Source organism: Psychrobacter vallis (genome assembly GCF_904846715.1).
In the GTDB taxonomy this organism is placed as follows: Bacteria; Pseudomonadota; Gammaproteobacteria; order Pseudomonadales; family Moraxellaceae; genus Psychrobacter; species Psychrobacter vallis.
Map to the genome: position 1 here is coordinate 34,366 of NZ_CAJHBU010000003.1, position 14,214 is coordinate 48,579.

Below are 14,214 nucleotides of genomic sequence, written 5' to 3' on the forward strand. Positions count from 1 at the left end.
GATTCCATGTGAAATGGGCTGGACAATACGGGCTTTTTAACTTAACTTAAGCAAGTTTTTTATTGACGGATAGTGTTTATGCGTACGCCTTTATTTATGAGCGCGGCAGGGTTGCCGTTAGTTGTAGCGATGATGAGTATGCCTGTACAGGCTGCAGAATTTGTAGTAACTGACATCGGTTTCAATGGTCTACAACGCCTAACCCCCGATAGCCTCTATCCGGTTCTACCTATTTCGGTAGGGGATACGGTTAATGACAGTAGTTTGGCGGCCAGTATTAAGGCGCTATATGCGACCGAAAACTTCGCCGATATTCAAAGCCGTGTCGAAGGTGGTCAGTTACGATTTGATGTCGTTGAACGCCCAACCATCGCTGAGGTAAATTTTGAAGGCAATAAACTCATCCCAAAAGAAGGGCTTGAGCAAGGATTAGGTAACGCGGGTCTGTCTGTTGGTAATGTATTGAAGCAGGCCACATTACAGGGCGTCGCCAATGAGCTACAGCAGCAGTACATTAGCCAAGGTTATTACAACAGTAATATTGAGGTTAACCAAACGCTGCTAGATGGCAACCGTGTCAAGCTTGACGTGCGCTTTATTGAAGGCAAGCCTGCCAAAGTCGTGGATATCAATGTGATTGGTAACACTCACTTTAGCGATGAAGAAATCAAAGACATTTTTGCTGTCAAAGAATCTTCTTGGACACGCCTGCTGTCTAAATCTGATCGTTATGCCAAAGAAAAGCTGGCTGCCAGTTTGGAAAACCTAAAAGCACTATACCAAAATGATGGCTATGTGCGTTTTGCCGTAGACAATGCCGTACTTAATATCAGTGAAGATAAAAGCAGCGTCTTTATCGAAGTAAGTCTCACCGAAGGCGAGCAATATCAATTTGGTGAAGTGAATTTCTTAGGTAAGCCGACTTTTGACACCAATGAGCTAAAAGAGCTGGTCACTTTTGCCCCGAATGAAAAATACTCGCAAGCCAAGCTAGATGAGACGACTGCAGCGCTTAAAAGCCGTTATGGCAATGAAGGTTATTATTTAGCGCAGGTCAGACCTGTACCACGTATCAATGATGAAACCAAAGTGGTTGAAGTTGACTATTTTATCGACCCTGCCCGTCCTATTTATGTTCGCCGTATCAACTTTACGGGTAATATCAAAACTCAAGACGAAGTACTGCGCCGTGAGATGCGTCAACTAGAAGGCTCGCTTGCGTCTAGTGAAAAAATTCAGTTGTCACGCACACGATTGATGCGTACAGGATTTTTTAAGGCCGTCAATGTCGATGTGAAGCCAGTACCTAACCAGCCAGATCAAGTAGATGTTAGCTATACCGTTGTAGAGCAGCCTTCTGGTAGCTCAACGATTGCTGCAGGCTATTCGCAAAGTGGCGGTGTCACCTTCCAATTAGATTTAACCCAAAACAACTTTATGGGTACGGGTAACCGCGTCAAAGCGGCATTGTCCCGATCAGAGACACGTGACTCGTATAGCTTAGGATATACCGATCCCTACTTTACTGAAAATGGAGTATCGCAAGGTTTGAGCGCTTATTATCGTGAAACCAAGTACGATGATAGAAACGTGAGTAACTATGTTACGGATGCTTATGGTGCCACGCTGAATTACAGCTATCCTGTTGATGAAACCAAGCGTGTTAGCGCTGGTCTAAACGTCGATAATACCTCAGTACGTGGCGGTCGTTTCCTCGGTGTATCAAACGTACAGCAAATTATTGATGACGGTGGTACGTTTGAAGACTTCACAGGCGATTTTGAAGGTCGTACTGGCTTCAAAAATGACTATCAAACTTACAATTTACTGTTTGGCTGGGATTACAGCACCTTAGATCGTCCTGTGTTCCCGACTAAAGGGATGAGCCATAAGGTTGATGCGACCATTGGTCTAGGTGATACGAATTATCAGAAACTCATTTATCAGGGTAATGTCTATTATCCATTTTACAAAGACTGGGTAGCGCGCGGTTATACTAGACTTGGTTATGGTAATGATTTGCCATTCTATGAAAACTTTTATGCGGGTGGTTATGGCTCAGTGCGTGGCTATGAAGCGTCAACGCTTGGACCAAAATCACAAGCCTATTTTGATGCAGTCAATGACTCCGCTAATCAAACATTTTCCTCAGAAGAAGTTGGGGGTAATGCGTTGGTCAGTTTCGGTAGTGAGTTGATTTTACCAATGCCTTTTAAGGGTGATTGGGCAGATCAAGTACGTCCCGTGTTATTTGCTGAAGGTGGTCAGGTATTTGATACCACTGATAAAGAAGATCGCACTTTCATTAATCCTAGTACAGGTGTTGATACGGATGTGCCATTATTGACGCAAGACAATAAGATGCGCTTTAGTGCTGGTGCCGGTGTGACTTGGTATACGCCCATTGGCCCGATCTCACTCAGTTATGCGATGCCTATTGGTGATAAAGAAGGCGATGAGACGGAAAAAGTACAGTTCCAAATTGGTAATACGTTCTAATTTAATATAATTGTTCTGGTTCCTCTCATCAACGAGACAAAGTTATTTAAATGAACGAAGCGTTAGTGCAATATCAGTAGGTCGCCAAGTGAGTTTTTAGCTTGGCGACCGTCTTATTCATAATAATATTTATAATAATACTAATAGCAACTATGATAACGATTGAGCAACTTATCACTCGAATTGAACAGCGTCAGCCTATTATCAATAAGGCCGAAATCGATGCGGAGCAGTTGTGTCACGAGTTCAGCAGTATTGGCAGTTTAACTACTGCTGATAATAAGCAATTGAGCTTTTTAGCGGATCCTCACTATATTTCTAGTTTATCGCGTAGTCAGGCAGGAGCAGTGTTGATTACCGAAGAGTATCGGGATCAAGTTCCAAAAACAGCTGTCGCACTGGTAGTGGCAAGTCCATATTTGGCTTATGCCAGTGCCAGTCAGATTTTTGCTCAGGATTCAGGGCTTAATGGTATTCATCCTAGCGCTGTGATTGCCGATAGTGCAGTTATTGGCGATCAGGTTTATATTGGTCCTTTTTGTGTGATTGGCGATCATGTGCAAATTGGTGCACGCAGCTCACTTTATGCTCATGTGGTGGTTGAAGCAAATACTGATATCGGCCATGATTGTGTGATTAAATCCCAAGTCGTTATTGGCCATAATAGTGTCATTGGTAGCCATGTGAGGTTACATGCTGGTGTGAGTGTTGGCGCAGAAGGCTTTGGTTTTGCCCCAACCAGAGATCCTAGTACCACTGGCTGGGAGCGCATTGCTCAGCTAGGACGAGTAGTGATTGGCGATCATGTGCGCATTGGTAGCCAAACCTGTATAGACCGCGGTGCCATCGATGATACGGTCATCGGCAATCATGTTATCATTGATAATTTAGTACAAATTGCCCACAACGTGCGTATCGGTGATGGTACTGCCATCGCTGCCCAAACAGCCATTGCTGGTAGTACCAGTATAGGCAAGCGTTGTATCATTGGGGGCGCTGTCGGTATTACAGGTCACATCGAAATCACCGATGATGTCACTTTATCTGGAATGACAATGGTAACCAAATCCATCAAAACGGCTGGTTCGTATTCTTCTGGAACGGCGGCCATGCCAACTGCTAACTGGCGACGTGCTGCGGTACGTTTTCGTCAGCTTGGTCGGGATTGATTGGCGCAAATACAAACAAAATAAGCCATAAAGATTAAAAACATAGCAAGGAAGTACCATTATGAGCAGTAACGATATAGATACCCCAACTGATAAAGATGTTAAAAGCTTGGCTGAGCAAGGTCTCACGCTGCCATTAACTTATCATACCCTCAAGCATTACTTGCCACACCGCTATCCTTTTTTGCTGGTAGATAAGATCATTGCTTGCACGCCCGGAGAATGTATTACCGGTATTAAGAATGTGACTATTAATGAAGAGTTTTTTAATGGGCACTTTCCTGATGAGCCGATTATGCCAGGCGTATTGATGGTAGAGTCGATGGCACAAGTATCAGGCGTGCTCGGGTTTATTAGCGCAGGATTAACGGCAGAAGACGGCTATCTATATCTGTTTGCAGGTGTTGATAAGGTTCGTTTTAAGCGCCGAGTTATTCCTGGTGATCAGCTGATTATTCGAGCCAAAACAGTCATGCAAAAGCATGGTATTTATAAGTTTGATTGTACGGTACATGTCGAAGATGAGCTTGCTGCCAGTGCCCAGATAATGATTGCCCGTCAAGAGCAGTAGTATTTATTTGTTGCTATTATGCCCATCATTGACCAAAGCATTCTATTCAAATGGGCAGCAAAAATTGCAATCAATAATCATGTTTAACAGCAGAGTTACTCTTATTTTATCTAATAAGGTTAAATTGGCTGTATTTGTTTTACCATTTATTCGCATCAGATGATACAAAGGCCTACATTATGAGTCAGATACATCCAACAGCACTCATCTCACCGTCCGCTCAGATTGATGAGACTGCCATCATTGGCCCATATTGTATCGTCGGTGATGAGGTCTCAATTGGCGCACATACGGTGTTGCATCGGCATGTGGTCGTGGCCAAGTTGACTCGTATCGGTCAACACAATCAGTTCTATCAGTTCGCAAGTATTGGCGAAGATCCACAGGATTTGAAGTATGCTGGTGAACGCACGTGGCTTGAAATCGGTGATCACAATACTATTCGTGAGGCGTGCAGCTTACACCGTGGTACAACACAAGACAGTGAACTGACTAAAATTGGTAGCTATAATCTACTAATGGTTAATACTCATGTGGCTCATGATTGTGTGATTGGTGATCATAACGTATTGGCCAACAACGTTGGTGTTGCAGGTCATGTGAATATTGGCAATCATACCATCATTGGTGGAAACTCAGGTATCCATCAATTTTGTAGTGTCGATGATTATAGTTTGATCGGTGGTGCCACTTTGATTTTAAAAGATGTGGCTGCCTTTACTATGGTATCGGGCAATCCAGCAAAAACGCATGGTCTCAATATCGAGGGAATGCGCCGTAAAGATTGGTCAAAAGACACGGTTGATGTGTTACGCCAGGCTTATCGTACGATTTTTAGATCTGGGTTAACGATTGCGCAAGCGCTTGAAATCTTGAATAATGAGTTGTTGCCAAAAGAGCCAAAAATTCAACTGCTCATCGATTCACTACAGAAAAGCAGCCGAGGCGTGGTACGCTAGAAATTTGATTAGATTTACTTAAGATTATATAGCGTATAGATGTATTATTTGGCAAACACTCGTCAAATAAAGACAAAATCATAAAAAGCCATAACCAATCGTTATGGCTTTTTATGTTTATAACTGCTTGACTTTTTTGGTCGCTTAGCAGAAACTTCCTAGTCATGTACTGTTAGATTCTAGTAACTTATTTTAACCAACCGCTAATTTGTAGTCTCTTTAAGTATCTATCTTGGTCTTTTGACGAGTTTGATAACTTAAAGGGAATTATAATTGAATTTTAGGAGTGTCGTATGGCAGAGCAAAGGGAAAATTGGTCCAGTAGAACTGGATTTATTATAGCCGCTGTCGGTTCAGCTGTCGGGTTAGGTAACATATGGCGTTTTCCATATGTGGCTTATGATAATGGTGGTGGGGCATTTATGGTGCCGTATCTTATTGCTTTATTAACTGCAGGTATCCCGCTATTATTTCTAGATTATATTATCGGACATAAATATCGGTCAGCTCCACCGCGTGCCTACAAAAAAATGGTAAAAAATGCCCAGTTTATAGGGTGGTGGCAGACGCTCGTCTCTTTCGTAATTGCCATTTACTATGCTGCCGTTATTGTTTGGGCGGGCAGCTATATGTTTTTCTCTTTTGGTCAAAAATGGGGTGAGGATACCACAACCTTCTTCGTCAGCGACTTTGTAAAACATACAGGAGAATTGACCTCAGTATTTGTACCACAGATGTTTACTGGTCTCATTATTGTTTGGGCATTGGCCATATTGATTATGTTTGGCGGTATCCGTAAAGGTGTTGAGCTTGCCAATAAAATCTGTATTCCACTGTTAATTGTATTGTTCGGTATCATGGTGTTCAAAGCACTTAGCTTACCTGGCGCTGCAATTGGCTTAAATGCTTTTTTTGAGCCAAATTGGGAGAAAATGAAAGATCCTAACGTTTGGCTTGCTGCCTATGGCCATGTGTTTTTCTCACTATCAGTGGGTTTTGGTATCATGGTAACTTATGCCTCATACCTCAAAAAGAATACCAACCTAACTGGCGCAGGCTTAGTGGTAGGTTTTGCTAACTCTTCTTTTGAGCTTATTGCTGGTATCGGTATCTTTGCTGCGATTGGTTTTATGGCAATGTCGACAGGTCAAGATGTCGCAGAAGTCGCTAGTGGTGGTGTTGGCTTGGCGTTCTTTGTCTTCCCTAAAATCATCTCTACGATGGGAGCCAGTGGAGATTTCGTTGGTTTCTTATTTTTCGGTTCTTTAGTGGTTGCTGGTATTAGCTCGTTAATCAGTATTCTTGAAGTACCTATTTCTGCTTTCCAAGACAAGTTTGATTGGTCACGCAAAAAGGCAGTTGCTGTGATTGGTGGAGTCTGTGCTGCTATATCTATTGTTGCCTTCTCTACTGGTAGCTCACTCGTACTGGTTGATGTGATCGATCATTTCGCTAATAATATTGGTATCGTAGCTGGTGGTTTGATGTCAATTGTTTGCGTCACATGGTTTAACCGTCAAAAAATCCCAGGCTTACTTGACCATATCAATCGTATTTCTAGTGTCAAACTAGGCGGCGCTTGGATATTTATGCTAACAGTTATCACGCCAACGGTATTGACTATTGCTTTGGGTCTAAAGCTTATCAATTTGGTTCAAGAGCCATATGAAGGTTACTCGACCTCTATCTTATTGTTATTTGGTTGGGGCGTTGTCGTATTCTTCGGATTAGGAGCGTTTATCCTCACTCGTATTAGAGGTCGACATGATGATGAGGATGATAAATCTCGCTTGATTGATGATAGCCTCTAACCAGATCGAAATTTTAATAGGAATTTATTATGAGTACTTCAGCGATTATTTTTATGATTATTTCAATGCTGCTTATATGGGGTGGTTTAATTGCTTCAATTCTGCACCTGAGAAAACATCCTGATATTGCAATGGATCAATTGCCAGACGATCACATTTACTAAAATCTTTGAAATTTTAAAGATTCGAAATATCACAAAAAAATGCCAGTCAGTTTTTACTGACTGGCATTTTTAGGTTTCAATAGACTTAATAAAATTGTTATTAAGCCATCGTTAGATTAACGCAAATTAAGCTCAGGAACGGTTTGTCCGCGTTTACTATAAAAATCGCTTACAAACTCGTCAAAGTTATCTTGCTCAATCGCATCTCTAATGCCTTGCATCAAACGTTGGTAGTAGCGCAAATTATGGATAGTTGCCAATTGAGCACCTAGCATCTCCTTGCATTTATTCAGATGATATAGATAAGCACGGCTAAAGTTCTGACACGTATAGCAATCACATTCTGGGTCTAGTGGGCCGTCATCATTGCGATATTGGCTATTGCGGATACGTACCACGCCCGCATTGTCCGTATCGCCTGTGACGAAATAATGACCGTTGCGCGCATTACGAGTTGGCATCACACAATCAAACATATCCACACCGCGGCGTACTGCTTCGACGATATCTTCAGGCTTGCCCACACCCATCAAATAGCGCGGTTTGTCTGCTGGCATCGCATTTGGCATATAATCTAAGACATCCATCATCTCATCTTTTGGTTCGCCAACGGATAAGCCGCCGATGGCATAACCATCAAAGCCAATCTTGAGCAAACCATCGAGTGATTGTTGACGCAAATCAGCGTACATACTGCCTTGAATAATACCAAACAGAGCATTGGTGCTTTCTAGTTTGTTATGCTCATCAACGCAGCGCTGGCCCCAACGTAATGACAGCTCTAAAGACTTTTTGGCTTCATCATGAGTCGCAGGATAAGGCGTACACTCATCGAACTGCATGACAATGTCGGAATTTAAGCTGTATTGAATCTGCATAGATTTTTCTGGAGATAGAAAAACCTTGGCACCATCAATAGGAGATTTGAAGTCAACGCCTTCTTCAGTGATTTTACGCATAGCGCCTAGACTGAATACTTGAAAACCACCTGAGTCGGTTAAGATAGGTTTGTTCCAATGCATAAACTTGTGTAGGCCACCAAATTTATCGATAACCTCTGTGCCGGGACGCAGCCATAAATGAAAGGTATTGCCTAAAATAATATCTGCACCGATGGCTTCGATATCACGTGGCAGCATACCTTTGACAGTACCGTAAGTACCGACAGGCATAAACGCAGGTGTTTGTACGTCGCCATGATTGAGATGAACCGTGCCACGGCGTGCACGCGTTTCGCCACTGGCTGTTTTATGTAAGACAAATTGCATATGATAACCGCTATTTAAGCTATGAAAATGGCGCTAATTATAGCATTGTTCGCTGTTTTTTGGATATGTATGTTCAGGTGTCATGGATATAACCATTTGATTCGGTCGGGCTATGGATATAGTCGAGCCAATTTAAAAAGGCTACAGTGCCACTCGGATGAATGCTTTGCAGCCTCTGCCATGCTTGTAAACAGCAAGTATAAAATCATTCCAATAGTAGGCTACGATGAAAGCATTTTGTTTACTTAGAACCGATCAAAACACCAAAAGACACAGACAACGTCATTGAGTTATTGGTAAAGTGAAAAAGTAGTGCGTGAAGTGTGGTCAATCCTTAAACCTTGCTTTTGGACGCTGGAGACAATCTATGAGCAAAACAAGCTATTTATTATTGGGTAGTTTAATATTCATATCAGGAGCAGCTATGGCCACTGAAGAGCCGAATTACACCGTTTTGGCGCAAGCAGCCGAATTTGAATTGCGTCATTACGATAGGCAGGTTGTTGCACAGACTTGGGTGACAGGCGACCAAAATGACGCCAGTCGCGAAGGATTTAAAATTCTAGCAGACTATATTTTCGGTAATAATACAGCGCCCAGTGGGGGCGGTAGTAAGATTGCGATGACAGCACCCGTTACGATGCAACCTGACACCAAAAAAGACAGTAATGACTCTCAAAAAATTGCGATGACGGCACCAGTAAGTATGCAACAAAATGATGGTCAATGGCGCGTACAGTTTACTATGCCGAGTCGCTATACAATGCAAACGCTGCCCAAACCAAACAACCCAAATGTTGAGATCGTGGAAGTGCCTGCGCAAAATTACGGGGTTATCAAATTTTCAGGATTGGCAGGCAGCCAAAAAGTCACAGAAAAAACGGAGCAATTACAGGCTTGGATGCAAGAGCGTAATTTAACGGTTACGGGTACACCTGAGTTGGCACGCTATAATCCACCGTGGACGCTACCCTTTATGCGTCGCAACGAAGTGATGATTGCTTATCAGCAAAAATAGAGCAAAAAAAAGACAGCAATCGCTGTCTTTTTAACTCAGTCTTTTGTATTAAATCTTAAAAAACTTTGATTCAGTTTTTTTGTTCACGGATGATATTGAGCATACGGCGTAAGGGTTCAGCGGCACCCCATAATAGTTGGTCACCAACGGTAAATGCACCTAGATATTCAGGCCCCATATTCAGTTTACGTAAACGACCTAATGCGACCGTTAGCGTACCCGTTACTGCCACTGGCGTTAAGCGGTTGATGGTGGCTTCTTTATCGTCTTCGACCAAATCTAACCATTCGTTACCGCTGTTTTTAAGAGCGGCTTCAATCTCTTCTAATGGGATATCTTTTTTGAGTTTGATGGTCAGACCTTGAGCATGGCAGCGCATCGCCCCAATGCGGACACACATGCCATCAATTGGCACATTATTGGCTTCAGAATTACCAAGGATTTTATTGGTTTCAACACCGCCTTTCCACTCTTCACGTGACTGCTTGTTTTCTAGCTGGGCGTCGATATAAGGAATCAAGCTACCAGCCAAAGGCACGCCGAAATACTGTGTAGGAAAGTCATCTGAACGTTGAGTCTGAGCAATTTTTTTGTCGATATCTAAAATAGCGCTAGCAGGGTTAGCCAACTCGTCTTTAACAGCGTCATGCAAGACACCCATGCCGTTGATTAGCTCGCGCATATTGTTTGCGCCAGAGCCACTTGCTGCTTGATAGGTCATCGCACTGACCCATTCTACCCAGCCTTTATTGAACAGCTCGCCAATCGCCATTAGCATGAGTGATACCGTACAATTACCACCAATAAAGTCTTTTTGACCATTAGCTAGGGCGCTATCAATGACAGCACGGTTGACTGGATCAAGAATAATGATGCTGTCGTTTTCCATTCTTAATGTACTGGCTGCATCAATCCAATAGCCTGTCCAGCCACTATCACGTAACGGCTGATGCACTTTTGACGTATAGTCGCCACCTTGGCAGGTAATGATTACATCACAGGTTGCTAATGTGTCAATATCATGAGCGTCTTTTAATTGGCTGGTTTTAATACCATCAAAACTTGGTGCATCACCACCTGCATTGCTGGTCGAAAAAAACACAGGCGTAATACCGTCAAAGTCTTTTTCTTCAGTCATACGTTGTATCAATACTGACCCGACCATACCGCGCCAACCTACCAAACCTACTGTCAAATTACTCATGAAGTTTAATCCTAGTTACCATTATTTATTGCATTGCCAGCCGATAACAATGCCGTGAATGGCTACAAAAAGCAAGGCGTTTTGGCAATTTTTAGACGTTTTTTAGACACTATTACCTGTGTTTATTATAACTTTAAGTTATTATTATAACGTCGATACTTACTTTTGTTTGAGTGCTTTATGGTAGGTAATAAAAGCAAGCTGCTTGACGTGCTATGTTTGCCATCCGGAGTGGCATAAAATTGTAACGTTTTATGGCAGTCGTCACATAATTAAGTCTCACTATTAGGCGATAATCTTACGAAATGCTAAAGTAAGTACTTATGGCAATTTAGTCAACGTTATGCAGATCTTTGTTATTGTATGGATGATCAGTATCATTAATGCAGTCCTCATTTTAATAAACGGTTAATACATATTATGGATCTTTCACTATTATATGCCAGCGTGCAGTGGCTAGCAGGGTTCATCACATTTGTGACAATTTGGGGCTGGTTGCCACTTGATAATTGGTGGGTACGTGGTGTTGAGTTTCCACGTATTCAGATAATGGTACTGGGCGTCATTGCTTGGATTGGCATGTTGGCGTTTTGGTCAGAGTGGCAGCTAGGTCAATGGCTGTTATTTGCGGCATTAAGTATCACGTTAGCGTTTCAACTGAGAATGGTGTTGCCTTATACCAAGCTATGGAAAAAAGAAGTACAACAGGCAAAAGATTTGCTAGAAGGACAAGCGCACGAGCTTAAGATCATGGTCTCAAATGTCTTAACGCCCAATGATGACACTCACAAACTGATTGATTTGGTCAAGCACAGACAGCCTGATATTTTAATTACCCTAGAAAGTGATCAAAAATGGGAAAAAGCCCTCAATCAAATTGAGACTGATTATCCTTATACGGTAAAAGTACCGCTGGATAATTTGTATGGTATGCATTTATATTCTAAGCTTGAACTGATTGACCCTGAAGTTAAATACTTAATGATTGACGACATACCTTCTATTCACACACAGCTGCGTCTACAAGGTGGTCGCGTGATTTGGTTGTATTGTCTGCACCCTATGCCACCAAGCCCAACGGAAGCAGACAAATCGACCACTCGCGATGCCGAGCTACTGACGGTTGGCAAACATATTAAAGAAAATGAGCAAACAGCCATATTGGCAGGTGATCTCAATGATGTGGCATGGTCAAAAACGACCAGACGTTTTCAACGAATATCGGGATTATTGGATCCCCGTATTGGTCGGCACTTTATCAATACGTTCCATGTCGATTATCCATTTTTGCGCTGGGCTTTGGATCATATTTTTCACAGTGCCTGCTTTACCGTGGTTGATATTCAGCGTATGCCTTCAGTCGGCTCCGATCATTTTCCTGTCATGACAACTTTGCAATATGAGCCAGAAGAAACCAGTCAACAAGAGCAAAACGCACCGAAGGCAGAAGCAGAAGATATCAAAGAAACAGATAAGAAAATAGAAGAAGGTAAACAAGAAGGAGAAAAAGTTTCACAGGAGCATGCAGAAGAGCGTAGAAGTGTGTGTTAACAGAGTGCAATCTTACCTTCTATCCGCGTCCTGTGCCATCATATCCTGCATTCACTTTATTCAGTATCGACTATATTATAATGTAGTAAGATTAGGGATTAGGACGTAAGCATATGCTTACGTTAAATAAGGTCTTTGGCCTCTAGTCGACTGAAACTGATTGACCTATAATACATCCATCAACACAAGGACATGCAAGGATGCAGTGTTGAGACAGTATCATAAAATTCAGGTCAGCCCGCTGTTTTATAGGTTACTGTTTATGACTTAGGATGAGTCAACATGGAAGAAATAATAATAACAATATGAAGCCCCATAGCCCCGAACCAATCGCCCTAGGTTCGGGGCTTTTCTTTGTGGATAAATGCCTAAGCTAAATAAAAAAGGATACCTGCATCAACAGATATCCTTTTTTTGATCAAATATAACGTGCAGAAATAGACTAACCCAGCACTTGGATATAAGCGCCTGCTCGTAGCTCTTGTAGCCAGTCTTCTCTGGCTTGCGGTGCTAGACGTTGATATAGTGCTTGACGCGCCATATTACGACGATATTGGTCGCTCACATCTTGCTGACGTTTGCCATCGACTTTTAGGATATGCCAGCCAAACTGTGTTTTAAAAGGAGCAGAATAATCACCGACCGCGGTATTTTTCATAACGGCTTCAAACGGCCCGATCATATCGTCTTCACTGACCCAATCAAGATCACCACCACGACCTGCGGAGCCTGGATCATCTGAATAAGTTGATGCTAAACCAGCAAAATCAGCGCCACTACGTAGCTGCTCATACAAGTCATTGATCTTTTGCTCAGCAAGTGCATCTGTCTGCAGTTCATCGACCTTAATTAATATATGACGAGTATTCCACTGCGGTATCAATACGGTGTCACTGGAGTTTTTATTAGCCAGCTTAATGATGTCAATGCCTTCAGGGGTTACTAACGGTGCGCTGACAGCGCCGACCTCAAGCTTGGTAATCTCACTTGACAGCTCTGTAGGTAGGGATGCCGCTTGATGAAAGCCCATGTCGCCACCTTGTAGTGGAATAGGATAGTTGCCTTGACTGGCAGCAACGGCTTCAGCAACATCGACATTGGGTACAAGTAGACGAGTACGCAACGCTTGTGCTACCTTCAGCGCTTCTGCACGTTGAGCTTCTGACAGACGGCTGTAGTCATCGATGTAAGGAACTCGCACGTGAATTGTTTGATATTCACTTTGGTTTAGGCGTTTGGCTTCAGGCGAGGCCAAAAACGCATCAATATCCTGCTCACTAATACGTACCCGATTGGTGATTTGGCGTTGTTGTAGCGCTTGGATGGCAGCATCTTCGATCAATTGCGCGCGAAGAGCAGCATAGCTGCCAGGTTGTGCTGCGTCAAGCCGTTGCTGTAATGCTGAGATGCTACTAAGTCCTTCTGCCTGTGCGATTTGACCAAGGCGCTGATTAATGGCTGCCTCGTCAGGGTTCAGACCGACACGTTTGACCATGGAGAGCTGTAGCTCACGGAGGATAAGTGCATTTAAGACTTCAGATTGTAATTGAGCTGAGTTAGCTATAGGCTCGCCAGCAGCTTTTGCGCGTGCTTGAGTTTGCGTGATAGCAGCGACCAATTCGCTTTTCAAAATCGCGTTTTCATTGACCAAGGCAATAATACCATCTGTGCTATTGGCTGGTGTCAAACGATTGACGCTGCTTTGTGCAGCAGAAGGCGTTGCTTGTGCTGCTGCATTAACAGTGGCAGCTTGGGCGCTCAATGTAAGCGCAACACTGGCACTCGTAGACAGCAGTACAGCTCGGCTAATCTGGCGTAAAGAAAAAAATCTCATGATGCTCCTCATCAATGTCATCGCATCGGATGGTAGTCGGTTAACTCTATCCCATACTTTTGAAAGTCAAATATTAGACAGGGTTGTCCATAATAGGGTTATAAAAATGTTCTATAAATATCTAGGGCGTGTTTGATAGTTCAACCATGGCACTGACAGAGACTAT

At 42.9% G+C, this 14,214-nt stretch carries 11 protein-coding genes; 8 read left to right on the forward strand and 3 right to left on the reverse strand.

Annotated features, from left to right (window positions below; all coding sequences use genetic code 11):
- The first annotated feature begins 78 nt into the window (after window positions 1–78).
- From bamA to JMY02_RS02750, 6 genes are all read left to right on the forward strand, one after another.
- Window positions 79–2,499, forward strand: a complete 2,421-nt coding sequence (gene bamA, locus JMY02_RS02725; RefSeq protein ID WP_201594947.1) for an outer membrane protein assembly factor BamA — start codon at window positions 79–81, stop codon at window positions 2,497–2,499.
- A gap of 152 nt (window positions 2,500–2,651) precedes the next feature.
- Window positions 2,652–3,668: a UDP-3-O-(3-hydroxymyristoyl)glucosamine N-acyltransferase gene (lpxD, locus tag JMY02_RS02730; RefSeq protein WP_201594949.1), complete on the forward strand. Its 1,017-nt coding sequence runs from the start codon at window positions 2,652–2,654 to the stop codon at window positions 3,666–3,668.
- 61 nt (window positions 3,669–3,729) lie between these two features.
- Window positions 3,730–4,239 (forward strand): 3-hydroxyacyl-ACP dehydratase FabZ, encoded by a 510-nt coding sequence (fabZ, locus tag JMY02_RS02735; RefSeq protein WP_227678387.1) that lies wholly within the window; start codon window positions 3,730–3,732, stop codon window positions 4,237–4,239.
- 179 nt (window positions 4,240–4,418) lie between these two features.
- Window positions 4,419–5,198 (forward strand): acyl-ACP--UDP-N-acetylglucosamine O-acyltransferase, encoded by a 780-nt coding sequence (gene lpxA, locus JMY02_RS02740; protein WP_201594951.1) that lies wholly within the window; start codon window positions 4,419–4,421, stop codon window positions 5,196–5,198.
- 293 nt (window positions 5,199–5,491) lie between these two features.
- Window positions 5,492–7,009, forward strand: a complete 1,518-nt coding sequence (locus JMY02_RS02745; protein ID WP_201594953.1) for a sodium-dependent transporter — start codon at window positions 5,492–5,494, stop codon at window positions 7,007–7,009.
- 29 nt (window positions 7,010–7,038) lie between these two features.
- Window positions 7,039–7,173 (forward strand): methionine/alanine import family NSS transporter small subunit, encoded by a 135-nt coding sequence (locus JMY02_RS02750; RefSeq protein ID WP_201594955.1) that lies wholly within the window; start codon window positions 7,039–7,041, stop codon window positions 7,171–7,173.
- A 116-nt stretch (window positions 7,174–7,289) separates the two neighbouring features.
- On the opposite strand, the gene tgt is transcribed toward JMY02_RS02750, so the two are convergent.
- Complete coding sequence (gene tgt / locus JMY02_RS02755) at window positions 7,290–8,441, reverse strand: tRNA guanosine(34) transglycosylase Tgt (protein ID WP_201594957.1); 1,152 nt, start codon at window positions 8,439–8,441, stop codon at window positions 7,290–7,292.
- Window positions 8,442–8,865: 424 nt separating this feature from the next.
- Here tgt and JMY02_RS02760 point away from each other — a divergent pair, with 424 nt between their 5' ends.
- Window positions 8,866–9,459 carry an SOUL family heme-binding protein gene (locus JMY02_RS02760; RefSeq protein WP_265087944.1) on the forward strand — a complete coding sequence of 198 codons (594 nt, stop codon included), beginning with the start codon at window positions 8,866–8,868 and terminating at the stop codon, window positions 9,457–9,459.
- A gap of 70 nt (window positions 9,460–9,529) precedes the next feature.
- Here the strand turns inward: JMY02_RS02760 and asd are convergent, their stop codons facing one another.
- Entirely contained in the window at window positions 9,530–10,654 is a 1,125-nt protein-coding gene (gene asd, locus JMY02_RS02765; protein ID WP_265087945.1) for an aspartate-semialdehyde dehydrogenase, read from the reverse strand.
- A gap of 429 nt (window positions 10,655–11,083) precedes the next feature.
- Between asd and JMY02_RS02770 the strand changes: the two genes are divergently transcribed.
- Window positions 11,084–12,214, forward strand: a complete 1,131-nt coding sequence (locus tag JMY02_RS02770; protein ID WP_201594963.1) for an endonuclease/exonuclease/phosphatase family protein — start codon at window positions 11,084–11,086, stop codon at window positions 12,212–12,214.
- Between the two features lie 442 nt (window positions 12,215–12,656).
- Here the strand turns inward: JMY02_RS02770 and JMY02_RS02775 are convergent, their stop codons facing one another.
- On the reverse strand, window positions 12,657–14,048 hold the full coding sequence (locus JMY02_RS02775) for a peptidylprolyl isomerase (RefSeq protein WP_201594965.1): 1,392 nt from the start codon (window positions 14,046–14,048) through the stop codon (window positions 12,657–12,659).
- Between the last annotated feature and the right edge of the window lie 166 nt (window positions 14,049–14,214).